The sequence below is a fragment of the Streptomyces sp. NPDC091287 genome, assembly GCF_044768525.1.
Classification (GTDB): Bacteria; Actinomycetota; Actinomycetes; order Streptomycetales; family Streptomycetaceae; genus Streptomyces.
Window position 1 is genome coordinate 148,505 of record NZ_JBIVUV010000019.1, and the last position, 21,978, is coordinate 170,482.

Annotated in this window: 17 protein-coding genes and 1 pseudogene; 10 read left to right on the forward strand and 8 right to left on the reverse strand. The window is 72.3% G+C overall.

Annotated elements, in window-relative coordinates:
• Window positions 1-101 precede the first annotated feature (101 nt).
• Complete coding sequence (locus ACIQRW_RS29505; RefSeq protein ID WP_032752670.1) at window positions 102-755, forward strand: response regulator transcription factor; 654 nt, start codon at window positions 102-104, stop codon at window positions 753-755.
• Window positions 752-2,065 carry a sensor histidine kinase gene (locus ACIQRW_RS29510; RefSeq protein WP_403765747.1) on the forward strand — a complete coding sequence of 438 codons (1,314 nt, stop codon included), beginning with the start codon at window positions 752-754 and terminating at the stop codon, window positions 2,063-2,065. Before ACIQRW_RS29505 ends, ACIQRW_RS29510 begins: the two co-directional genes overlap by 4 nt.
• Here the strand turns inward: ACIQRW_RS29510 and ACIQRW_RS29515 are convergent.
• Window positions 1,999-3,570 (reverse strand): VWA domain-containing protein, encoded by a 1,572-nt coding sequence (locus ACIQRW_RS29515; protein ID WP_403765750.1) that lies wholly within the window; start codon window positions 3,568-3,570, stop codon window positions 1,999-2,001. The two genes, ACIQRW_RS29510 and ACIQRW_RS29515, sit on opposite strands and share 67 nt — an antisense overlap.
• A gap of 293 nt (window positions 3,571-3,863) precedes the next feature.
• On the opposite strand from ACIQRW_RS29515, the gene ACIQRW_RS29520 reads away from it, so the two are divergent.
• Both ACIQRW_RS29520 and ACIQRW_RS29525 read left to right on the forward strand, forming a co-directional pair.
• Entirely contained in the window at window positions 3,864-5,933 is a 2,070-nt protein-coding gene (locus tag ACIQRW_RS29520) for a PhoX family protein (protein WP_403765753.1), read from the forward strand.
• A 65-nt stretch (window positions 5,934-5,998) separates the two neighbouring features.
• On the forward strand, window positions 5,999-6,400 hold the full coding sequence (locus ACIQRW_RS29525) for an RNA-binding S4 domain-containing protein (RefSeq protein ID WP_403765756.1): 402 nt from the start codon (window positions 5,999-6,001) through the stop codon (window positions 6,398-6,400).
• Between the two features lie 67 nt (window positions 6,401-6,467).
• Here ACIQRW_RS29525 and ACIQRW_RS29530 read toward each other — a convergent pair whose 3' ends face one another.
• Complete coding sequence (locus ACIQRW_RS29530) at window positions 6,468-6,713, reverse strand: DUF2630 family protein (RefSeq protein ID WP_403765759.1); 246 nt, start codon at window positions 6,711-6,713, stop codon at window positions 6,468-6,470.
• Window positions 6,714-6,773: 60 nt separating this feature from the next.
• On the reverse strand, window positions 6,774-7,667 hold the full coding sequence (locus ACIQRW_RS29535) for a hypothetical protein (RefSeq protein WP_403765762.1): 894 nt from the start codon (window positions 7,665-7,667) through the stop codon (window positions 6,774-6,776).
• Window positions 7,668-7,797: 130 nt separating this feature from the next.
• Between ACIQRW_RS29535 and ACIQRW_RS29540 the strand changes: the two genes are divergently transcribed.
• From ACIQRW_RS29540 to ACIQRW_RS29560, 5 genes are all read left to right on the forward strand, one after another.
• On the forward strand, window positions 7,798-8,205 hold the full coding sequence (locus tag ACIQRW_RS29540) for a hypothetical protein (RefSeq protein WP_403765765.1): 408 nt from the start codon (window positions 7,798-7,800) through the stop codon (window positions 8,203-8,205).
• A 185-nt stretch (window positions 8,206-8,390) separates the two neighbouring features.
• On the forward strand, window positions 8,391-9,017 hold the full coding sequence (locus ACIQRW_RS29545; RefSeq protein ID WP_403765768.1) for an NADPH-dependent FMN reductase: 627 nt from the start codon (window positions 8,391-8,393) through the stop codon (window positions 9,015-9,017).
• Between the two features lie 58 nt (window positions 9,018-9,075).
• On the forward strand, window positions 9,076-10,047 hold the full coding sequence (locus ACIQRW_RS29550; protein ID WP_403765771.1) for an ATP-binding cassette domain-containing protein: 972 nt from the start codon (window positions 9,076-9,078) through the stop codon (window positions 10,045-10,047).
• Entirely contained in the window at window positions 10,044-10,901 is an 858-nt protein-coding gene (locus tag ACIQRW_RS29555) for an ABC transporter permease (protein ID WP_403765774.1), read from the forward strand. Before ACIQRW_RS29550 ends, ACIQRW_RS29555 begins: the two co-directional genes overlap by 4 nt.
• 132 nt (window positions 10,902-11,033) lie before the next feature.
• Window positions 11,034-12,266 (forward strand): MerR family DNA-binding transcriptional regulator, encoded by a 1,233-nt coding sequence (locus ACIQRW_RS29560; RefSeq protein WP_403765777.1) that lies wholly within the window; start codon window positions 11,034-11,036, stop codon window positions 12,264-12,266.
• Window positions 12,267-12,291: 25 nt separating this feature from the next.
• Here ACIQRW_RS29560 and ACIQRW_RS29565 read toward each other — a convergent pair whose 3' ends face one another.
• The 4 genes and pseudogenes from ACIQRW_RS29565 to ACIQRW_RS29580 all read right to left on the reverse strand — a co-directional run bounded on the left by ACIQRW_RS29565 (window position 12,292) and on the right by ACIQRW_RS29580 (window position 18,342).
• Entirely contained in the window at window positions 12,292-15,816 is a 3,525-nt protein-coding gene (locus ACIQRW_RS29565; protein WP_403765780.1) for an ATP-binding protein, read from the reverse strand.
• A 142-nt stretch (window positions 15,817-15,958) separates the two neighbouring features.
• On the reverse strand, window positions 15,959-16,381 hold the full coding sequence (locus ACIQRW_RS29570) for a universal stress protein (RefSeq protein WP_371624535.1): 423 nt from the start codon (window positions 16,379-16,381) through the stop codon (window positions 15,959-15,961).
• 172 nt (window positions 16,382-16,553) lie between these two features.
• Window positions 16,554-17,213 carry a CE1759 family FMN reductase gene (locus tag ACIQRW_RS29575; protein ID WP_403765782.1) on the reverse strand — a complete coding sequence of 220 codons (660 nt, stop codon included), beginning with the start codon at window positions 17,211-17,213 and terminating at the stop codon, window positions 16,554-16,556.
• Window positions 17,214-17,218: 5 nt separating this feature from the next.
• A pseudogene (locus ACIQRW_RS29580) lies at window positions 17,219-18,342 on the reverse strand (LLM class flavin-dependent oxidoreductase).
• Between the two features lie 385 nt (window positions 18,343-18,727).
• Between ACIQRW_RS29580 and trpS the strand changes: the two are divergent.
• On the forward strand, window positions 18,728-19,858 hold the full coding sequence (trpS, locus tag ACIQRW_RS29585; RefSeq protein ID WP_403765785.1) for a tryptophan--tRNA ligase: 1,131 nt from the start codon (window positions 18,728-18,730) through the stop codon (window positions 19,856-19,858).
• Between the two features lie 102 nt (window positions 19,859-19,960).
• Here the strand turns inward: trpS and ACIQRW_RS29590 are convergent, their stop codons facing one another.
• Window positions 19,961-21,967: an NAD-binding protein gene (locus ACIQRW_RS29590; RefSeq protein ID WP_403765788.1), complete on the reverse strand. Its 2,007-nt coding sequence runs from the start codon at window positions 21,965-21,967 to the stop codon at window positions 19,961-19,963.
• Between the last annotated feature and the right edge of the window lie 11 nt (window positions 21,968-21,978).

Here is a 21,978-nt window from a genome sequence, read left to right on the forward strand (position 1 = left end):
GTGGAGAGCTTTGCGAAACATCCGTTCCCGTAATGGTTCCCGTAGGAAAGTCGCATCCTGGGAGGGAGCGGACAAGCGTGCACGAGGCAGGGGACATCACCATGCGGGTACTGGTCGCCGAGGACGAGGAGATCCTCGCGGAGCTGGTCGCCACCGGACTGCGCCGCGCCGGCTTCGCGGTCGACACGGTGTACAGCGGGGACGCGGCCCTCGCCTACCTCGGCCTGCACGACTACGACGTCGTCGTGCTCGACCGCGACCTCCCCCGGGTGCACGGCGACGACGTGGCCCGCCGGCTGGTCGCCTCCGGCTCCCGCACCCGGATCCTGATGCTCACCGCCTCCGGCACCATGGAGGACCGGGTCGCCGGGCTCGATCTGGGGGCCGACGACTACGTGGCCAAGCCGTTCGAGTTCCCCGAGCTGGTCTCCCGGGTGCGCGCCCTGCGCCGGCGCAGCGCCAGACCCGTACCGCCCCAGCTGGAGCGCCACGGCATCCGGCTCGACACCGTACGGCGCTCCGCGCTCCGCGACGGACGGGATCTGGACCTCTCGCCGAAGGAGTTCACCGTGCTGCAACTGCTCCTGGAGGCCGACGGCGGCACGGTCAGCGCGGAAGAGCTGCTGGAGCGGGCCTGGGACGCCAACGCCGACCCGTTCACGGGCGCCGTGCGCGTCTGTATGAGCAAGCTCCGCGCCAAGCTCGGCGAGCCCGCGCTGATCCGCACCGTGCAGGGCGTCGGGTACGCCCTGTGAAGCGGCCGTCCCTGAGGCGGCTGGTGGACGCCTCGAAGCTGCCGCACTCGACGATCCGGACCCGGATCGCCCTGGTGTACGGCGGTGTCTTCCTGGTGCTCGGCACCGCCCTGCTGGCCACCGTCAACCTGGCCTCCCGCGCCGGTACGGAGACCGAGGCGCGCTCCATCGCCTCGTCCGCCGCCGTCGCCCAGCCCGGCTACGCGGTGAACGGCCCGCTGATCTCCCGTCGGCACCTGGGGCCGCCCACCGTCTACGACCTCACCGACAACGTCAGCAACGCGGCGGGGCAACAGCTCCTGTACTGGTCGATCGCCGCCCTGCTCGTGATGACGGGCTGCGCGGTCGCGGTGGGCTGGTGGACCGCCGGGCGGGTGCTGCGACCCATCCACGACATGACCGAGAAGGCCCGCAGGCTCTCCGCGCACACCCTGCACGAGCGCATGGCGCCCACCGGGCCCGACGACGAGCTCAAGGAACTGGGCGAGACGCTGGACGCGCTGCTGGCCCGGCTGGAGAAGGCGTTCGACAGCCAGCAGAGGTTCATCGCGAACGCCTCGCACGAGCTGAGGACCCCGCTGGCCACGCAGCGCGCCGCGATCCAGATCGGCTTGGACGATCCGTCCCCCGAGGACCTCGTACGCACCCGGCAGACCCTGCTGGACACCAACCGGCGCAGCGAGCGGCTCATCGAGGGGCTGCTCGTGCTGGCCCGCAGCGAACGGGGACTGGCCGCGGACGAGCGCGAGGCGGTCCGTCTCGACCACGTGGTCAGGGAGGAGGCGGCCCGCCGTCCGGCGGTACGGGGCGCGAGCGGCGGTCCGGCGGTACGGGGAGCGGAGGGCGGTGGTCCGGAGGGCCGGGGGCCGGGCGGCGGGCCGGCCGTGAACGTCGTGGTGGCCGCCTGCTCCGTGCGCGGCAACCGGCTGCTGCTCGCCCAGCTGGTGGCGAACCTGCTGGCCAACGCGGTCACGTACAACGTGCCGGGCGGCTCGGTGGAGGTCTCGCTGACCGGGGAGGGGGCCCTGCTGGTGCGCAATACCGGACCCGTGGTCTCGGAGGCCGATATCGCGGGGTTCTTCGAGCCGTTCCGGCGCGGCGAGGGCCGCGACCGGATGGGCCCGGGGTCGGGCCTCGGTCTTTCGATCGTCCGGTCGATCGCGGTGGCCCACGGCGGAACGGTCACGGCGATACCGGGCCCGGAGGGCGGCGGTCTCGCCGTGACCGTACGGCTACCGGTCGATCAGGCCTCGGAGCCGGCCGCGCGCGCGGCGGTCCAGGCCGGGAGCCCGGCGAGGATCTCGCGGTAGAGGTCGGCGTCCGCGATCTCGCGGGGCGCCGGGCCCGCGTGGAAGAAGCCGGTGTTCGGGGCGTCGAGCTTCCGCAGGAAGTCGAAGCCCTTCGCGTCCTGTTCGCCGAAGGCGACGAACTGGAAGAACAGCGGCAGCCGCGCCGCGTCCGTCAGGGCCTGCCGGGCGGCCTGCTTGGCGTCCGGCGGGCCGTCCGTCTGGAAGATCACGAGAGCCGGACCGGTGGCCTCCGTCTTCTCGTAGTGCGCGACGATCTCCTCGACCGCACGGTGGTAGTGCGTCCGGCCCAGCCGGCCGAGGCCCGCGTGCAGCTCGTCGACGCGGCCCTCGTGTCCGGAGAGCTCGATGGCGCCGGTGCCGTCGATGTCCGTCGAGAAGAAGACGACCGGCACGGTGGCGTCCTCCTCCAGGTGCGCGGCGAGCGCGAGCGTCCGGTCGCCCAGGTGCTGGGCGCTGCCGTCCTTGTAGAACGGCCGCATCGAACCGGAACGGTCGAGCACCAGGTAGACGCGGGCGCGGAGCCCGGTCAGCCCGTGTGCCTTGAGCGCTGTCTGCGCCGCCTTGTACGGGGCGACGAGCTGCGGAGCACGCGACTTGACCCGCGCGAGCGTGGTGGCGGGCTTGCCGGGGGCTGCCTCCGGGGCGGCGGCGACCGGCTCCGGGGTGGCGACGACGGGCTCGGGTGCGGTGGCGACGGGCTCCGGGGTCCTCGGGGCCGCCGGGGTCTCCGTGATGGTCGGCGTCTCTGTGGTCTCCGGTGCCTCTGTGGCTGCCGGTGCCGCTGAGGCCTCGGTGACCTTGGGGGTCTCGGAGGCTTCGGTGGGGGCGGCCTGAGGTGCCTCGGGGGCGGTCTCAGGGGCCTTGGCCTCCGCTTCGGGGGCGGCTTCCGCAGAAGCTACCGTCTCCGTCTCCGCTGTCGGCTCCTGCTCGGCCTTCGGTTCCGGAGCGGGCTCCGGGGTCTCGTCGACGTCGAGGTCGATCGTGATCGGCTCCGGCGCCGACTCGGGTTCCTCGGCGGCCTTGACCGGAGCCTCGGCGGTCACCGGCGCCTCGGGCTCGACGGCTTTCTCGGCGGTCGCCGGCGCCTCGGCCTTCTCCGCCTTCTCCGCCTTCGGTGTGTCTTCCGGAGCCGACTTCTGCGCGGGGACGGTCGGGGACGCCGGCGCGGCGGCCGCCTTGTCGAAGGCCTCCGCCACCAAATCGGCGGCCAGCGAGCCGTCACGCTCCGTGGAGCCGGCGGCGGAGGCGGCCGTGGACGTGGTGGACGGCCTCTCCGTGGAGGACGCGGAGGACGCGGAGGGCGTGGAGGACGAGGTGGGGGACGAGGGCGAGGCCGGGGCCGGGATCGACGCCTTCGGCTCCGCCGTGGGCTCGGCCGCCGAAGTGGTCTCCTGCTCCGTCTCCTTGGGCTGAACGCGCTCGGCCTGGGGCGGGACGGTGGCCGTGGTCGGCTCGTCCTGCTCCGTGCGGCCGAACACCTTACGCAGCAAGCTCCGAATGCCCATGGGCGAGGCCTTTCGCGTGAGTTGGGTGCGGTGAATGTCCGACCTGGGTTAATTCATCCCTGGCCAGGACGGATACGTAAGGTTAGCGGCCGGATCCGGCCGTTCGCCGGTGCGGCCCACCCCTGCGTCAACCGAGCCGAAACCGTTCCCGGACCGAGTCCACGACGGTGTCCACCACCGGCCCCCAAGGGAACAGCGGTGGCCCGGACTTCACCCGCCGTTCACCGGGAGTCCCTCGGACCGCGTGGAGGCACACATACCGTCACGCACGACACCAGACGGAGGGAATCCACGTGCGCAATCTGCTGCCGTTCATCAGCTCGCATCCCGGGGGGCGTTCCGCGCTGACCTGCCGCTTCCGCTGCGGGGACGCCTGTTTCAAGGAGACGCCCAACAACAGCGACAACGAGTACGCCGGCGACATCATCGCCGGTGCCGTGTCGCGCCGCTCGATGATGCGCGCCGCCGCCGTGGTCACCGTCGCCACCGCCGCCGGTACCGCGGCCCTGACCGGCCCGAGCGCCCCGCAGGCCGAGGCTGCCGCGCTCGCCGGACACGGGTACAAACCCGGTCACCCCCACAAACCGGCCCCGTCCGGTGCGCGTGGCCTGCGGTTCTCGCCGGTCGCGCCCAACAAGGACGACAAGGTCACCATCCCCGACGGGTACGCCCAGAACGTGGTGATCCGCTGGGGCGAGCCGATCCTGCGCGGAGCGCCCGCCTTCAACCCGGACAAGCAGACGGCGAAGGCCCAGGCCGGCCAGTTCGGCTACAACAACGACTTCCTCTCCCTGCTCCCGCTGCGCGGCGAGCGGGGTCGGCAGGTCATGGTCGCGAACCATGAGTACACGGACGAGATCCTCATGTTCCGCGGTTACGATCCGGCCAACCCGACCCGTGAGCAGGTGGAGATCGCCTGGGCGGCGCACGGACTCTCCGTGGTCGTCGTCCAGGAGGAGCACCGCACCGGCAAGCTGGGGCCGGTCAACCGGCACCCGCTGAACCGCCGTCTGACCGCGACCAGCGAGTTCCGCATGACGGGCCCGGCCGCGGGCAGCACCCTGCTGCGCACCTCCGCGGACCGGTCCGGCCGCAAGGTGCTCGGCACCCTCAACAACTGCGCGGGCGGCACCACTCCGTGGGGCACCACGCTGCACGGTGAGGAGAACTTCAACCAGTACTTCGCCAACGGCAACACCGACATGCACAAGCGGTACGGGATCGGCACGAGCGCCACCGAGCGCAAGTGGGAGCGGTTCGACCGCCGGTTCGACCTGGCGAAGGAGCCCAACGAGGCCAACCGCTTCGGCTGGGTCGTCGAACTCGACCCGTACGACCCGGACTCCACCCCGCGTAAGCGAACCGCGCTGGGCCGGTTCAAGCACGAGGCGGCACAGCCTCGGCTCACCTCCGACGGCCGTCCGGTCGTCTACATGGGCGACGACGAGAAGTTCGACTACCTCTACAAGTTCGTCTCCAGCAAGCGGATGAAGAAGGGCAACTCGCGGGCGGCCCGCGAGCACAACCTGACGCTGCTGGACGAGGGCACCCTGTACGTCGCCAAGCTGAGCGGCGACTCGCCGGTCACCGAGATCGACGGCACCGGAAAGCTGCCAGGCGACGGGGAGTTCGACGGCAGCGGCGTCTGGATCCCGCTGGCCACCGGCACCACGTCGCACGTGCCCGGCATGACCGCCGACGAGGTGTACGTCTACACGCGCCTCGCCGGTGACAAGGTCGGCGCGACCAAGATGGACCGCCCGGAGGACGTCGAGCCCTCCCCGCGCACCGGCCGCGTCTACGTCGCGCTCACCAACAACTCGGACCGCGGCAAGGCGGGCAAGCCCGGCGCGGACGAGGCGAACCCGCGCAACAGCAACAAGCACGGGCAGATCCTGGAGCTCGCGGAGAACTGGGACGACCCGGCGGGCGACGGTTTCGCCTGGCGGCTGTTCCTCGTGGCGGGCGACCCGGACGATCCGGCGACGTATTTCTCCGGCTTCCCCAAGGAGAACGTCAGCCCCATCTCCTGCCCGGACAACGTGGCGTTCGACGCCCACGGCAACCTGTGGATCTCCACGGACGGCAACGCGCTCGGCTCGCACGACGGGCTGTTCGGCGTGGCGACCCACGGTGACCGGCGCGGCGAACTGAAGCAGTTCCTCACCGTCCCGGCCGGGGCCGAGACCTGCGGTCCGGTCATCCAGGACCGCCGGGTCCTGGTCGCGGTCCAGCACCCGGGCGAGATCGACGGGGCTTCCGTCGAGAAGCCGGCGAGCGTCTGGCCCGACGGCCCGGGCAAGATCGTCCGCCCCTCGGTCGTCGCCGTCTGGCGCAGGGACGGGCGCGACATCGGCGTGTGAGGTCCGGTGGGCGGGCGGCCTTATTGCCGCCCGCTCACCACCCGGTCCGCATTACAGTCGGACCCATGGTTTCCGGTGACGCGCCGCAGGCGGAGGGAAGCGTCCGGGTCGACGTGTGGATCTGGTCGGTCCGGCTGACGAAGACCCGTGCCCAGGCGGCTGCCGCCTGCCGGGCGGGACATGTGAAGGTCGGCGGCGAGCGGGCCAAGCCCGCCCAGGCCGTACGCGTCGGCGACGAGGTGCGGCTCCGGCACGCGGGGCGGGACCGGGTGGTCGTCGTCTCGAAGGTCGTGAAGAAGCGGGTCGGCCCGCCGGTGGCCGTGGAGTGCTTCGTCGACAACAGTCCGCCCCCGCCGCCCCGCGAGCTCGCGATCCAGGTCCCCGTACGGGACCGGGGCACGGGCCGTCCGACCAAGCGCGATCGCCGGGAGATGGAACGCCTTCAGGGACACCCGCCGGAGCGCTGAGGCCGCCACCCGGTGTTTCACGTGAAACACCGGGCCGGCTGCTCCAGGCGCACCTCGCGGGCCCCGGTCAGCTCTGGTACCCCTCCACCTCGTCGGCGGGGCGGACCTTCGCCGTCGAGGGGTCCTCGCCGTACTCGTTGAGCGCCCGCCGTCGGCGCAGCAGGTCCCAGCACTGGTCGAGCTGGACCTCCACCGCCCGCAGCCGGGCCTTCTCGTCCGTGGACAGGCCCATCTTCGCCACGGAGCGGTCGCGCAGGTCGCGCTCCTCGGAGACCAGGTCGTCGATGTTCTCGAAGATGTCGCGGTCGGCCATGACGCCTCTCTCGGGTCGCTCGGCGGCGGTCACGGACCCCACTCTCACCCCGGCGCCGCCTCATCGCACGTCGGCCGCGGACCGTCTGCTCCGCAGGAGTACCCGGGTCAGCACCGCCCCCACGAGCAGGGCCGCACCGACTGCCAGCACCGCCCACACCGTGGTCCGCAGGGAGGCGGTCAGGGCGTCGACCACGGCTGCGGCCGTGTCCCGGTCGCTGTCCGGTACCTCGTCCAGCACCTGGCTCCGGCCGACCGCGACCAGCACCCGGAGCACGATCGCACCGAGCACGAACCCGGCGCCCACGGTCGCGGTGGCCCACAGCCCGGCCCGCAGCCCGCGCCGTACGGTGGCGATGCCCACCACCAGGACGAGGAACACCAGCGTGGCGACGGCCGGCCAGATGCTGCAGTAGCGGAGCCAGCGGAACGAGTTCCTGAGGTCGTCGGCCTGACCGGGGCCGAGCACGGTGATCTCCGTCCGCTCGACCGGGATCTGGTCGGCGAACGGCACGCCGTCACGTACCAGATCCTGTTTGACCTGGTCGATCACCGGGGCCAGATCGATCGTCACGGCCTCCCCGCTGTCACCGTCCAGGGCGGCGGCCACGGCCTTGTGGGCGGCCCGGTTCGCGGTGTCCCAGGCATTCCGGAAGGCATCGGTGGTGGTGAACGACCGCACGGTCTCGTGCAGGAATTCCCGGACCGTGTCCTGGAGCGGACCGAGATCGATCTGCCGCATCGCCTCCTCGGTGACCAGGTCCGCGACGGTGCTCCGCACCGCCGGATCGGAGGAGAGCGGCGACACGGCGGTGACGTACCGGTCGGTGTCGTCGATCTCCAGGTCGACCCAGGCGGAGAGAGCGCTCAGCGGCACGAGGACGGCGAGCAGAACGAGCAGGAGCGCCGAGAAGGCCGCGGTGGTCGCCGGGATTGCCGAGGGAGAGGTCCGCACGTCTCCAGGGAATCCCGTACGGGGCCGGGCCGCTCCGGGCCGTACGCCATTCGAGTTGCCGGGCGGCGCGGTCGGGTGTGCTCTGGAGGAACGGGGCGTGCGACGGGGGCGACGGAAGGAGCTGTCCGCGATGGCCACACACGCAGCCATGCCCGGCCGAAGAGGTTCCCGCGCCCATGCGCGGACCCGCCACCACACCCCGCTGGCCTGGGCACTGCCCCTGGTGCTCGGCGTGGCCTACGGGTTCTACGCGGCGTTCATCCGTCGCGACGGCGGTCCCAGCACCGGCGGGCAGGTCCTGCTGGGGCTCGTCTCCGGTGTCGCTCTGGCGGTCCTCTGCTTCGCAGTGGGCCGGATCCAGCGCTCGCTGCCGCGCGAACTGCGGGCAGCCGTGTACGGCGCGCTGACCGCGTGCGCCATCGGCTTTCTGGTGAGCCTCACCGACACCAGCGTGCTGAGGTCGACCGTTCTGGGTCTGGTGGTCGGGGCGGGCGTCCTCTGCGTCTCGTTCTACGTCTTCTACACGCGGGAGACCTGAATCCCGTCCGCCGTCCGGGACCGGGTTCCGGTCCTTTCCCACCGCGTGCGCGGCCGCCAGATTCAATCTGGCGGCCGCGCCCCCGCGTCTGGCGCCCAAGAGGTGAGGGAGCGGAACGGGCCGGGGCGGACGAAAGGCCCGGGAGGTCCGGGAGGCGACGGAGGTCGCGGGAGGAGGAGCGAGGGATGACGACGGACGAGAGCGCCGGCGGGAGCGCGGACGAGAGCGCCGGCCGGCGCCGGGACGCGGGAAGCAGCCTGCCCCTGCGTGTCGCGGTGATCATCGGCAGCACCCGCGAGGGCCGCATCGGCGATGCGGTCGGCCGCTGGTTCATGGAGCGGGCCCAGGACCGGAGCGAGCTGGACCTCGCCGTGCTGGATCTCGCGGATTACGACTTCCCCGTGCACTACCCCGGGCGCGCGACCGAGCAGATGACGGGGTTCACCGAGGAGATCGCCAGGGCCGAGGCCTTCGTCGTGGTCACCCCCGAGTACAACCGCTCGTTCCCCGCCTCCCTGAAGCAGGCCATCGACTTCGCCTACGAGGAGTGGCAGACCAAGCCGGTCGCCTTCGTGAGCTACGGACACGGTTCCGCCGGGCTGTACGCCGTGGAGCAGCTGCGTTCGGTCTTCACCGAGCTGCACACGGTGACCCTGAGGAACGGGGTCGCGCTCGACTTCCTCCGGCAGCCGCTGGAGGGGCACCCCGGCGACACCGGGCGGGACCGGTCCGTGGGGCTGATGCTCGACCAGCTCGGCTGGTGGGGCTGGGCCCTGCGCGAGGCGCGCGCCGTCCGCCCGTACGTCTCATGAGCTCCCGGAACCAGACGCAGATCACCGACCTTCTCCGACGACCCACAAGGAATGGATCATGAGTACTGAACTGGCCATCGAGACCACGGGGCTGGTGAAGGTCTTCGGCGACAACCGTGCGGTGGACGGCATCGACCTCGCCGTCCCCACCGGCACCGTCTACGGCGTCCTCGGACCCAACGGCGCCGGGAAGACCACCGCCGTCCGCATGCTCGCGACCCTGCTGCGCCCCGACGGCGGCACGGCCCGGGTGTTCGGCAAGGACGTCGTGAAGGAAGCCGACGCGGTCCGCAGCCGGGTCAGCCTGACCGGGCAGTACGCCTCGGTGGACGAGGACCTGACCGGAGTGGAGAACCTCGTCCTGCTCGCCCGGCTGCTCGGCCACTCCAAGCCGGCGGCCCGCGACCGGGCGGCCCAGCTGCTCGAAGGGTTCGGGCTGAGCGAGGCGGCGGGCAAGCAGGTGAAGAACTACTCGGGAGGCATGCGGCGGCGCATCGACATCGCCGCGTCCATCCTGAACACCCCGGACGTGCTGTTCCTGGACGAGCCGACCACCGGACTCGACCCCCGCAGCCGCAACCAGGTGTGGGACATCGTGCGGGCGGTCGTCGCCCACGGCACCACGGTCCTGCTGACCACCCAGTATCTGGACGAGGCCGACCAGTTGGCCTCCCGTATCGCGGTGATCGACCACGGCAAGGTCATCGCCGAGGGAACGAAGGGCGAGCTCAAGGCGTCCGTCGGCGCCGGCACCGTCCATCTGCGGCTGCGGGACGCCGACCAGCGGGCCGAGGCGCAGCAGGTGCTGGCGCTCGCGCTGAACGCGGAGGTCCAGCTGGAAGCGGACCCGGTGGCGCTGACCGCCCGGGTCGACGGGCAGAGCACCGAGCAGGGGGCCGCGGAGCAGGCCGGGCGTGCCCTGGCCGAGCTGGCCCGTCGCGGCATCACGGTCGACAACTTCTCGCTGGGACAGCCCAGCCTCGACGAGGTCTTCCTCGCACTCACGGACAAGAAGGGAGTGGCGGCATGAGCACCGCGACCGCCAAGACGGAGCTGGAGGGCGTCGAGCTCGCCGCGCCGGACAAGGAACGCCTCTCGGCGCTCCTGGTGGGCCAGGAGCGCCCACCGAGGCCCAGTGCCCTGTCGGCATCGATGACCTTCGGCTGGCGCGCCATGCTGAAGATCAAGCATGTGCCGGAACAGCTCTTCGATGTGACGGCTTTTCCGATCATGCTGGTCCTGATGTACACGTACCTCTTCGGAGGGGCGCTGGCCGGCTCCACGGAGGAGTACATCCAGTTCCTGCTGCCCGGCATCATGGTGATGAGCGTCGTGATGATCACGATGTACACGGGTATCGCGGTGAACACGGACATCGCCAAGGGCGTCTTCGACCGGTTCCGCACGCTGCCGATCTGGCGGCCCGCCCCGATGGTCGGCTATCTGCTCGGCGACGTCCTGCGCTATCTGCTGGCGTCGGCGGTGATGCTCGCCGTCGGCATGATCATCGGGTTCCGTCCGGACGGCGGTGTGCTCGGTGTGCTGGCCGGTGTCGCTCTGCTGGTCGTGTTCTCGTTCGCGTTCTCCTGGATCTGGACGATGTTCGGGCTGCTGCTGCGCTCCGAGAAGTCGGTGATGGGCGTCAGCATGATGGTGATCTTCCCGCTGACGTTCCTCAGCAATGTCTTCGTCGACCCGAAGACGATGCCGGGCTGGCTCCAGGTCTTCGTGAACAACAGCCCGGTCACCCACCTCTCCACGGCGGTGCGTGAGCTGATGGAGGGCAACTGGCCGGCCTCCGACATCGCCTGGACACTGGGCTGGTCCGGGGTGCTCCTGGTGGTCTTCGGCGCGGTGACGATGCGGCTCTACAACCGGAAGTGACCCGCGGCGGGCAGGCTCGCCCGCCCGTGCGTCGCGGACGTATCCGCCGCGTGCGCCCTTGACCTTCCCCGCAGGGGAAGCCCCAGCATCGGTGGGGCCGGGCGGAAGGCGCCCGGTACGAGGAGGTACGGGGTGGAACGCGAAGGCCGAGCGGTGGGCGCCGCGAGCGGAGAGCTGGTGACGATCGGGGAGTTCGCCCGGTTGTCCCGGCTCTCCCCCAAGGCGCTCCGGCGCTACGACGAGCTGGGGCTGCTCCGGCCCGCCCTGGTCGACCCGGTGAACGGTTACCGGTACTACGACCCGGCGCAGACGGAGGGGGCCCGGCTAGTGGCGTGGCTGCGCAGAATCGGCATGCCCCTGAGCCGGATCGGCCGGGTCGTGGCGCTCGACGCGGGCGCCGCGGCCGTGGAGATCCGGGCCTACTGGGCGCGGGTGGAGGCCGAGACGGCGGCCCGGCGCGATCTGGCGATGTACCTCGTCGACCATCTGTCAGCGGAGGGCAGGGGCATGTCGCGAATACCGGGCAACACAGGGAACACAGGGAACACAGGCAACACGGAGAGCACAGGCAGCACGGGCAACACAGGGGACACAGGTAGCGGTGCGGGGGCCGTGCCGCTCGCGATCCGGTGTGCGGCGCTGACCGATACCGGTGCGGTGCGTACGGCGAACCAGGACGCGGCGTTCGCGGGGCCACGGCTGCTGGCGGTCGCCGACGGTTTCGGGGAGGGCGGGGCCGAGGCGAGTGCGGCGGCGATCGAGGCGCTCAAGCCTTCCGCGTGGGGCGCCCGGGAGGGTGCGCTGTCCGCGGCGGATCTGCTGAACGCCCTGGAGGACACGGCGGATTCCGCTTCGCGGGCGGTCCGGGACGCAGTCGCGCCCTGTGCGGCCCCGGACGGTTCGGGGACCACGCTCACCGCGATGCTGTGGACCGGATCGCGGCTCGGGCTCGTGCACATCGGGGACTCGCGGGCCTATCTGCTGCGGGGCGGGGAGCTGTTCCGGATCACGCATGACCACAGCCTGGTCCAGTCGATGATCGACGACGGTTCGCTGAGCCGGGAGGAGGCCGCTTCCCACCCGGGGCCTGCTCTGCTGCTGAAGGCGCTGGTCGGGGAGGCGCGGTCCGCCCCGGTGATCGTGGCGAGCCGCCCCGACGTCAGTTTGCGGGAGGTGATGGCCGGGGACCGCTATCTGCTCTGCTCGGACGGGCTGTCCGCAGTGGTGGACGAGGCGGAGCTGAGGGCCGCGGTCATCGCGGCGGAGGACCCGGAGGGGGCCGTACGCCGGTTGGTCGGTCTGGCCCGCGAGGCGGGCGGACCCGACAACGTGGCGTGCGTCGTCGCCGACGTCGTCGAGGAGTAGCGGCAAAGAGGAGTAGCGGCTCGGGTCAGAGCCGCCAGTCGGGGGCGTGCTCGGGACGGTAGGCGCAGGTGGTCCCGGTCGTCACGGAGGCCTTCAGATGGGCCGCCAGCGCGGGGTGCAGGGTGTCCAGCTTCCGCAGGGTGTCGCGGATCCGGGCGGTGACCGTCTTGCGGGCCCGCTCGGTCTGGTCGCCCAGTCGGCGGGTCCGGCCGCCGAGCCCGGCCGCGGTGCGGAGCTCGTCGAGGAGGGCCTGCCGCTCCCGGTCGTACTTCTCGACCCCCCGGGCGTCGTCCCGGGCGGCGGCTCGATCTATCTCGGCGTCGAGCCGGGCCAGGTGTTCCTTGTAGCGGCGCTTGGCCTCCTCGTCCAGCACCGGATCGCCGCCGAGCTGCCCGGCGGCGATCACGAGCTCCCCGCCCTCGGGCGCCAGGAGCCGGACGGCCGGGACATCGGCGCCGGGCAGCCCCAGCAGGCTGTGCAGGTCCCGCAGGCCCTTGGCGTCCGGGACGTGCACGGTCACCCCGTCCCAACGCAGCTGCCACACCGGTCCGTTCCGCCGGAATTCGGCGGACGGCACGGCCCGGGCCCCTGCCGACGAACCGGCCGTGCCCCGGTCCGTGGCCGCGACCGGGTCCTGGCCCTGGTCCTGGCCCTGGTCCTGCGGGACGGCGGGACCGGAAGCGGTGATGGTGGCTGGATGGGGGGCGGTGGGGGCGTCGATTGCGGTAGCGGTAGCGGTAGCAGCGGTGGGGGCCGTGATGGGAGGGGCCGAGCGGAGGGCCGCGGCCTCGGCCGCCATGTGGGTCAGGGCCAACTCGCCCGCCTCCCGCTCCACTTCACCGAGGAGCCGACGGGCCTGCCTGGCGTCACCGGCTGCCCCGCCACCGGCTGCTCCGTCACCGGTCGAGTCGGCGCGGGCGAGCAGGGAGCGGGCCAGGCACAGCCGGGCACGTACGGCCCAGGGGCGGGCGCCGAGGCGGTCCGAGGAGGCGGCGGCCTCGGTGAGCGCCGCCACCGCCGCGTCCTGGTCGTCGCGCGCGGCGGCGAGCATCCCGAGCCAGAGGTCGACGGGGCCGCCGATGTCGCACCCGTACAGCGAGACGACCCACTGGCCCGTGTAGGGCGTCAGCTCGTCCTCCGCGCGGGTGATGAGCCGTGGGTCGCGCGTGATCGCGGCCGTCCGGGCCAGCAGCCGGAGCCACAGCGGCATGAACGCCCGCGGGTAGGGTGCGGCGCGGTCCGCGTGCTCGGCGATCAGGCGCAGCGCGGGAGCGGCGTCGCCCTGCTCCGCCGCGGTGACCGCTTCCAGCAGCCCGGGATAGGGATACCCGGAGCCCGGAAGCTCGCCGAGGGTCTCCTCGGCCTCGGCGAAGTGGCCCCGGAGCAGGTGCATCGCCCAGCGCAGGTGGTACCCCATGAAGCCGAACGAGGCGTGGTCGCTGTTCTCCTGGTTGAGTGCGTCGTCCTCCAGCGCGGTGGACGCCTCGGCGAACCGGCCTTGCAGGGAGGCGATCAGGCTGGTGTCGACGGCGACCCCCAGGGCGAACCGGGGCAGCTCGGTCAGCTCGGCGAGCCGGACGAACGCCCGGAACTGGTCGAGGAAGGCCGGGTCGCCCAGCTCCAGCAGCGTCACCCAGCGCATGGACGTCGCGTTCAGTTCCATGTCCTGGTGGTGGGTGCGCCGGCCGACGACGGTCATCTCGTCGGTCAGCCCGAGCCGCTCCACCGCCGAGCCGAGACCCCACACGGAGTCGTGGCGCGCCCAGAGCGAGAAGGCGAGCGCCTCGTCGTCCGAGCCGCTCCGGGCCAGCGCCATGATGTGGATGGCCAGTTCCTGGGCGAGCCGGTCGTCGGAGAGCCCCTCCTGGCCCTCCTTGCCGGTGATCCTGCGGTGTGCCTCGGCGAGGAGGCCCATCGTGGCCACGCCGTGGCCGCCGAAGGACCCGTCCCGGTGGATGGTGATTGCCACCCGGGCCAGCAGCTCCGGTTCGTCCAGCTCCCGGGCCAGGGCGACCGACCGGTCCAGCAGCCGCTCCGCCTCGGCCGTCTCCCCCGCGTGCCGGAGCTGTCCGGCGAGGTCGAGACCGATCAGTGCGGCACGCCGGAGGTCCGGTCCCCGGCCCTCCGCACCCGCCGGGCCCGCCCCGGCCACCGCGAGGGCGCGCCGGTAGTGGCCAAAGGCCTCCTCGTCGGCCAGGCGTCCCGAGGCGTCCCGGGCGGCCGCCAGCAGTAGGTCGATCCGGCGGTCGCGGTCCAGGGCCTCGCCGGCGAGGTGGGCGTGCCGGGCGAGGTCGCCGGGCCGCACCGCGTCGCCGAGGCCGCTGTGCGCGTCCAGGGACCGTACGGCGGCGGCGTGGCGTTCACGGGCCCCGGCGTCGTCCAGCGAGGCGTACAGCGTCTCGCGCAGCAGGTCGTGGGCGAAGGCGTACTGCCTGGAGGGGCGGGGGACGACGACACGGGCGACGACGGCGGGCTCCAGCAGCCGGTCCACGTGGGGGACCGGGGCGCCGTGCACCACGGCCAGGACCTGACGGCCGAATTCCCGGCCGAGCAGGGCGGCGCTGGTCAGCAGGGAGACGACGGGCTCGGGCAGCAGGGCGAGCCGCCGGCGGACCGCTTCCCGCACGCCGGGCGGAATGGTGGAGACCGGGCTTCCGCTGTGCCAGAGCCGGGCGGTCTGCTCGACGAAGAAGGGGTTGCCGCCGGTGCGCCGGTGAACCTCGTCGACCAGCCGCGGTGTGGGCTCGCGGCCCGTCGTCACCGTCATCAGCGCCCCCACTTCGTCCCGGCCGAGGCCGGTCAGGGTGAGGGTGGCGGCGGCGCGCGAGACCAGCGGCAGGATCAGCTGCTGGAGCGGGTGCCCGGGGGCCTCCACCTCGACGTCCCGGTAGGTGCCGATCAGCAGCAGCCGCTCGAACCAGGCGTGCTGGGCGGCGAATTCGAGCAGGCGCAGGGAGGCCGGGTCGGCGCTGTGCAGATCGTCGAGGACGACCACCAGCGGCCGGCTCTGGGAGACCGTGACGAGGGCCGTGGTCACCGCGTCGAAGAGCCCGAAGGCCTCGGCCCCCTCCGGCGAACCGTCGCCCGGCGGGCTCGTGCCCGTTTCCGTGCCGGGCCCGTCGCCGTGCGCCCCGTCGGGCCCCGGCCCACCGGCGGCACCAGGGGTCGGCCCCGGAGCCGAAGGCAGGCTGGGACCGTCCGCACCGCCCATGGCGACCCTGACCGGGTCGCCCAGGAGCGCGGCGAGCCGGCCGTCCGACGCGTCCTGGGCCGCTGCCCATTCGGCCGCGGTGGCGGACCGGCGGAGGCCGCGCAGGATCTGGACCCAGGGCCAGTAGCCGGGGGTGTTGTCCGAGTCCCAGCAGGAGCCTCCGACCACCAGTGCCCCGCGCCGCCGGGCCTCGTGGGCGGCGTCGGTGACGAGCGTGCTCTTGCCGATCCCGGCCTCGCCGGTGACCAGCACGAGACCGCCGTGGCTGTCCGTGGCCCGGGCGATCTCCGAGCGGAGAACGCCTGCGGGGTGGTCGCGCCCGAAGAGAGCAGGGGTCATGCCCACACGATAGGAGCAGCCACTGACAACGACCCCTCCGTTTTCTGACCGGAGAGACAGCGCGGTCGCGTGCGACCGCTGAGACGGCTCGGATGCGTGCGACCGCTGAGACAGCTCGGTCGCGTGCGACCGCTGAGCGGGCTCAGTCGCGTACGACCGTCACCGGGCACGGCGCGTGCTGGGTGACGTGGAGGCTGACCGAGCCGAGCAGGGTGGCCTTCAGGCCGGTGTGGCCGCGGGCTCCCACGACGAGCAGATCGGCGCCCTGGGCGCGGTCGAGCAGGGCCTGGGCCGGATTGCCGATGACCACGACCTTGCTGACCGCGGCGGCCCCCTCGGCGCCGAGGGCCTCCTCCAGCGCCTCGGTGAGGGAGACGGTGGCCAGGGCCTGCGGGTCGAAGTCCTCCGGCATGCCCGGCATCATCGACGCCCAGCTGGTGGCGGGGTACTCCCAGCTGTTCACGGCCTCCACCGTGGCGCCGGTCAGCTCGGCCTGGCGCACGGCCCAGTGCAGCGCCTTGATCGAGGAGTCGGAGCCGTCGACGCCCACAACGATCCTGCCCATATGTGCCTCCAGCTCGGTACAGCCCAGTGAGTCCGTACAGCGCGGTCCCGTTCTGTCCCGCTTGTACGGCGTTCGATCTCACTGTAATCACATCGGACAAGTGGGGGCGGGTCGGTGTGAACCACCCCCACGGCGTCGTCCACCCCCACGGCTTCGGTCCACCCCCACGGCATCAGTCCAGCCGCAGGTCCGCGAGCTGCTGCTCGAACGGGACGACAGCGTCCTCCCCGTCGTCCAGGCCCGGGGCCCGCGAGGCGCCGGAGACCGTACGGCCCAGGACCGCGGAGGCCAGCTCGCCGCCGGCGCGCCGGATCCGGGACGGCAGGCCCTCGGTGTACTCGTCGCCCCAGGAGCCCCAGTCCTCCGAGGCCGCGTAGACGGAGGTGGGCACGGTGACGGCCCGCAGGTAGGCGAAGAGCGGGCGCAGCGCGTGCTCCAGGACCAGCGAGTGCCGTGCCGTCCCGCCCGTCGCGGCGATCACCACGGGCTTGCCGGTCAGCGCGGTGTTGTCGATCAGGTCGAAGAACGACTTGAACAGACCGCTGTACGAGGCGGTGAACACCGGCGTCACGGCGATCAGCCCGTCGGCCTCCGTCACCGCGTCGATCGCTTCCCGCAGCGTGGCCGAGGGGAAGCCGCTGAGCAGGTGGTGGGCGATGTCCACGGCGAGATCGCGGACCTCGATGACCTGGACCTTGACGTTCCGGTCCTGCTCGGCCGCGAGGCGCTCGCGGGCGGCGGCGGCCAGCCGGTCGGCCAGCAGCCGGGTGGAGGACGGCTGGCTGAGCCCGGCCGAGACGGCGACGATGCGCAGGGGGGTGGTGGCGAACATCGGGGTCAGGCCTCCTTTCCAGAGGCTCGGGCGGCGGCGACCGCCGGGTGGACGGGCGCGGACTCCGGCACTCCGGCCGGCCGCAGGTTGGCGAACTCCTTGCGCAGCACCGGTACGACGTCCTCGCCGAGGATGTCGAGCTGCTCCAGGACCGTCTTCAGGGGGAGCCCCGCGTGGTCCATCAGGAACAGCTGGCGCTGGTAGTCGCCGACCGCGTCCCGGAACGTCAGGGTCCGCTCGATGACCTCCTGCGGGGAGCCCACGGTCAGCGGGGTCTCGCGGGTGAAGTCCTCCAGGGACGGGCCGTGGCCGTAGACCGGCGCGTTGTCGAAGTACGGGCGGAACTCCCGTACCGCGTCCTGCGAGTTCTTGCGCATGAACACCTGGCCGCCGAGTCCGACGATGGCCTGGTCGGCGGTGCCGTGCCCGTAGTGGGCGTAGCGGCGCCGGTAGAGGTCGACCATCTTCCTCGTGTGCTCCATGGGCCAGAAGATGTTGTTGTGGAAGAAGCCGTCGCCGTAGTACGCGGCCTGCTCGGCGATCTCGGGGAATGGGGTCTCCCCTGCTCCTTAAGAGCTTGGGGAAGGATGGAGCCGTGCCAGACGAACGGCGGGACGCCGTCCAGCGGGCGCGGGGTGGCGGTGAAGGACTGGAGCGGTGTACGGAACTTGCCCTCCCAGTCCACGACGTCCTCGCGCCACAGCTTGTGCAGCAGGGCGTAGTTCTCGATCGCCATCGGGATGCCCTGGCGGATGTCCTTGCCGAACCAGGGGTAGACCGGCCCGGTGTTGCCCCGGCCCATCATCAGGTCGACGCGGCCGTCCGCGAGGTGCTGGAGGGTGGCGTAGTCCTCGGCGATCTTCACCGGGTCGTTGGTGGTGATCAGCGTGGTGGAGGTGGACAGGACGAGGTTCTCGGTGCGGGCGGCGATGTAGCCGAGGGTGGTCGTCGGGGAGGACGGGACGAACGGCGGGTTGTGGTGCTCGCCGGTCGCGAAGACGTCCAGGCCGACCTCCTCGGCCTTCTGCGCGATGGCCAGGGTCGCCTTGATCCGCTCGTTCTCGGTGGGGGTCCGGCCGGTGGTCGGGTCGGTCGTGACGTCCCCGACGGTGAAGATCCCGAACTGCATGGCGTCCGCCTTCCTGAGTCCCGGCCGTGGTTTCCGAAGCGCCGCCCGAAGCCCCTGGCCGATTTGGTTGAACGTTGAACTATGCCCTATAACGGGACCCCCCTCCTGCCTATTCCTGCCTGTTCCACGCGGCCCGGCGCCCTGTGGCCGCTACACTCGGCCCATGACCTCCGTCCTGTGCCGAAACTGGTGGCGCTCCTCCTAGGAGCGGCCACTGCATCTGCACGGAACCAGGGCCGTTCGACATGGACGGCCCTTTTCGCTGCCCCGTACAGCGCTCTCGTACAGCGTTCTCGTACGGCGCGGACACGGAGACGAAGCGCAGCGGCGCTCACCGGCGGGGCCGTCCTCCACGCATCATCCAGGCGAGGAGAGACCCGATCCCATGACCAGCACCGCACCCACCGCACCCGGCACAGCGCCCGCCGCCACCGGCACGGCCCCCGCCCCGGCCGCCCCCACCGAGTTCCACAGCGCCGAGCTCCACAGCGCCGAGCTCCACAGCGCCGTGCTGGAGCGCCGCATCGCCCAGGGCCCCGGAAGCTTCCGGGTCCTCACCGGGGACCGCCCCACCGGCCCCCTCCACCTCGGCCACTACTTCGGCTCCCTGCTCAACCGGGTCCGCCTCCAGAACCTCGGCGTGGACGTCATCGTCCTCATCCCCGACTACCAGGTGATCACCGACCGGGACACCGCCGAGCGGCTGGGGGAGTACACCGACGGGCTGCTCCTGGACTATCTGGCCCTCGGTATCGACCCCGCCCGGTCCACCGTCTTCTGCCACAGCGCCGTCCCCGCGCTCAACCAGCTCATGCTGCCCTTCCTCAGCCTCGTCTCCGTCGCGGAGCTGAACCGCAACCCCACGGTCAAGGACGAGATCGCGCACTCACGGCAGTCCACGGTCAGCGGGCTGATGCTCACCTACCCGGTCCACCAGGCCGCCGACATCCTGTCCTGCAAGGGAAACCTGGTTCCGGTCGGCCGGGACCAGGCGCCCCACCTGGAAGTCACCCGGACGATCGCCCGTCGCTTCAACGAGCGGTACGGCGACGTCTTCCAGGAACCGGACATCATGCTCTCCGCCGCGCCCCTGCTGCTCGGCACGGACGGCACGAAGATGAGCAAGAGCCGGGCCAACTCCGTCCCGCTCGGCGCCACCGCCGACGAGACGGCCCGCCTCATCAAGGGCGCGACCACGGACGCCGACCGGCACATCACCTACGACCCCGGCTCCCGCCCCAACGTCTCCTCCCTGGTGCTGCTGGCCGCCCTCTGTCTGGAGCGGGACCCGCACGAGGTCGCGGCGGAGATCGGGAACGGCGGAGCCGCCGCCCTCAAGCGGACGGTGACCGACGCGGTCAACAGCCACCTGGCACCCTTCCGGGCCCGGCGGGCGGAGTACGCGAAGGACCTGACGTACGTACGGTCGGTGCTCCGCGCGGGCAACGAGCGGGCTAACGCACTGGCGGAGGCCACGCTGGACGAGGTGCGGGAGGCGATGGGCGCGTTCCGGTAGCCGGTAGCCGGTAGCCACCCGGTAGCCGGGAGCCAGTCGGCAGCCGTTAGCCGGGAGTCAGCGGGCCGCTGCTGTCGGCGGGCCCCTGCCGACCCGCGCCCCCTACCGCCTCGGCGCCACCGACCGCTGCCGCCGCAGCAGCTCCGCGAGCCCCCGGCGGGTGGCGGCGATCACCACCCGGTCCGTGGCGCGCAGGACATAGCCGGGGTGCAGGTCCCAGACCAGGCCGGAGGGCGGCGGTGTCGCGTCGCCCTCCGGGTCGTACGTCGGGATCGCGGCGAGGTCCGGGGCCCGGTCGGCCGGCGGGGTGGCGTCGATGGCCAGGACCCGCCAGGCGCCCGCCCGGAACGCCTGCTCGACCGTGTGGTCCTCCAACTGCGGGTGCCCCGCCACCTCCAGGGCCGCGAAGAGCATGACCTTGCGTTCGACCGGGATCGCGCCGAGGATCTGGCGGCCCATCATGGCGCCGGCGAAGGCCGGGGCGGCCAGGTGGGAGACGGAGCGGGAGCGGGTCAGGGCCCCGGGGTGCGCGGCGCGCAGGGTGCGGTAGACGGCGGTGGCGAACTCGTCGTCGTACAGCCGCAGTGCCACTCTCAGGTCCGGCTTCACCGAGCGGGCGTACAGCGCGGCTTCCAGGTTCGTGATGTCGATGCTGGTGAGGGCGAGGAGGGCGTGGGCGCGGCGGATCTTGGCCGCTTCGAGGACGCCTTCCTGAGTGACGTCGCCGATGACGGTCGGCACGTGCATGGAGCGGGCCAGCGGGACGCCGCGCGCGTCGGGGTCCTCCTCGACGACGACCACGGGGACGTCGAGTTCGCGGAGCTGTACGAGGACGCGGGTACCGATCTTGCCGAGCCCCAGCAGGACCACATGTCCCGAGAGGCCGCGCGGCGGGCGACGCAGCGAGGAGGCGGTGCGCAGGGTGCCGAACGCCTCCAGTACGGCGGCGAGCAGCAGCGGGAGCAGGAGAAGCCCGGCGATGCCGGAGAGGAGCTGGATGATCTGCCGGGCCGGCGGCGCCTTCTCCGCCGGGTCGTTCATGCCCAGCAGGTCGAGCAGGGTCAGGTAGGTGGAGTGGATCGCGGTGTCCTCGGTGGTCAGGAGCGAGGCGATCACCAGGGCGAGCGCGGAGGCCGCGACGCCGAGGGCCGACCAGCGCAGCCTGCGGGAGAAGACCTGGGAGAGCGGAGCGCCCCTGCCGCCCATGCGGGTCGCGGGGCGGTCCGGGTCGGCCCGGCTGACCGTCTCCAGGACGACGGTCCCGCGTCCGGCCGCGCCGGCGACGGTCCGCGCGTCCGGCAGCAGTTGCGGGGCCTCGTCGCCGCTGCTGTCCGAACCCTCCGACCCTGCGGGGTCGTTGGTGGTGGAGGAGAGCAGCGCGAGGGTGCACAGGCCCGGGTCGAGGGTCTCGCCGGGGCGCGGCGGCGGGCGTTCGGCGGCGCGCAGGAGCAGCCCCTCGGCCTGGATGATCTTGCTGCTGCCGGTGAGGGCGGTGGCGGCGAGGGCCGGGGCGGCGGTGTCGGCGTCGGAGAGGACGGTGGTGGAGGCGTCCAGCAGCGCCGGGTCGATGCCGGGCATGGCGACGGCCGCCGCCTGGTCGAGCAGCTCCTCCAGGTGGAGCCCGAGCTTGCGGTTGTAGAGCCGGATCACCAGCCGCAGGCGGGGGTTGAGGCGGCGGGCGGTCAGGGCGGCGCGGATGTTGCGCTCGTCGTCGTCGTAGACGAGCGCGAGGGCGGCGGCCCGGTCGACGCCCGCCTCCTCCAGTACGTCGTCGGACGGTTCGGGGGCCTCCATAATGCGGACGGCCTCGACCCCGGCGTTGGTGTCGCCGCTGCCGCCGACGGCCGTCCCGTTGCCGTTGCCCGCGCGGTTCATCGCCGCCGACATCCGGCCGAACAGGGCCGCCGCCCGCCCCCGTTGGGTCAGCGGCGTCTCGGGGCTGTTCGCGTCCCGGCCCGGGGGCAGGAGCAGGGTGACCCGTTCCCCGTAGACGTAGCGCAGCTCCACGGCGAGCCGGCGCGCCAGGGCGTCGTCACCGCAGACGATCATGTGGCCGGCCGACGGCGGGCGTCCCGGCTGCTGAGGAAGTGGAGGCACGAAACCCAGCATGCCGTGATCCT

Excerpts from the sequence above, each read along its gene's own strand:
- ACIQRW_RS29505 (WP_032752670.1), top strand. The coding sequence starts at position 102 with ATGCGGGTACTGGTCGCCGAGGACGAGGAGATCCTCGCGGAGCTGGTC.
- ACIQRW_RS29515 (WP_403765750.1), bottom strand. The coding sequence starts at position 3,570 with ATGGGCATTCGGAGCTTGCTGCGTAAGGTGTTCGGCCGCACGGAGCAG.
- ACIQRW_RS29525 (WP_403765756.1), top strand. The coding sequence starts at position 5,999 with ATGGTTTCCGGTGACGCGCCGCAGGCGGAGGGAAGCGTCCGGGTCGAC.
- ACIQRW_RS29530 (WP_403765759.1), bottom strand. The coding sequence starts at position 6,713 with ATGGCCGACCGCGACATCTTCGAGAACATCGACGACCTGGTCTCCGAG.
- ACIQRW_RS29540 (WP_403765765.1), top strand. The coding sequence starts at position 7,798 with ATGGCCACACACGCAGCCATGCCCGGCCGAAGAGGTTCCCGCGCCCAT.
- ACIQRW_RS29545 (WP_403765768.1), top strand. The coding sequence starts at position 8,391 with ATGACGACGGACGAGAGCGCCGGCGGGAGCGCGGACGAGAGCGCCGGC.
- ACIQRW_RS29550 (WP_403765771.1), top strand. The coding sequence starts at position 9,076 with ATGAGTACTGAACTGGCCATCGAGACCACGGGGCTGGTGAAGGTCTTC.
- ACIQRW_RS29555 (WP_403765774.1), top strand. The coding sequence starts at position 10,044 with ATGAGCACCGCGACCGCCAAGACGGAGCTGGAGGGCGTCGAGCTCGCC.
- ACIQRW_RS29565 (WP_403765780.1), bottom strand. The coding sequence starts at position 15,816 with ATGACCCCTGCTCTCTTCGGGCGCGACCACCCCGCAGGCGTTCTCCGC.
- ACIQRW_RS29570 (WP_371624535.1), bottom strand. The coding sequence starts at position 16,381 with ATGGGCAGGATCGTTGTGGGCGTCGACGGCTCCGACTCCTCGATCAAG.
- ACIQRW_RS29575 (WP_403765782.1), bottom strand. The coding sequence starts at position 17,213 with ATGTTCGCCACCACCCCCCTGCGCATCGTCGCCGTCTCGGCCGGGCTC.
- trpS (WP_403765785.1), top strand. The coding sequence starts at position 18,728 with ATGACCAGCACCGCACCCACCGCACCCGGCACAGCGCCCGCCGCCACC.
- ACIQRW_RS29590 (WP_403765788.1), bottom strand. The coding sequence starts at position 21,967 with ATGCTGGGTTTCGTGCCTCCACTTCCTCAGCAGCCGGGACGCCCGCCG.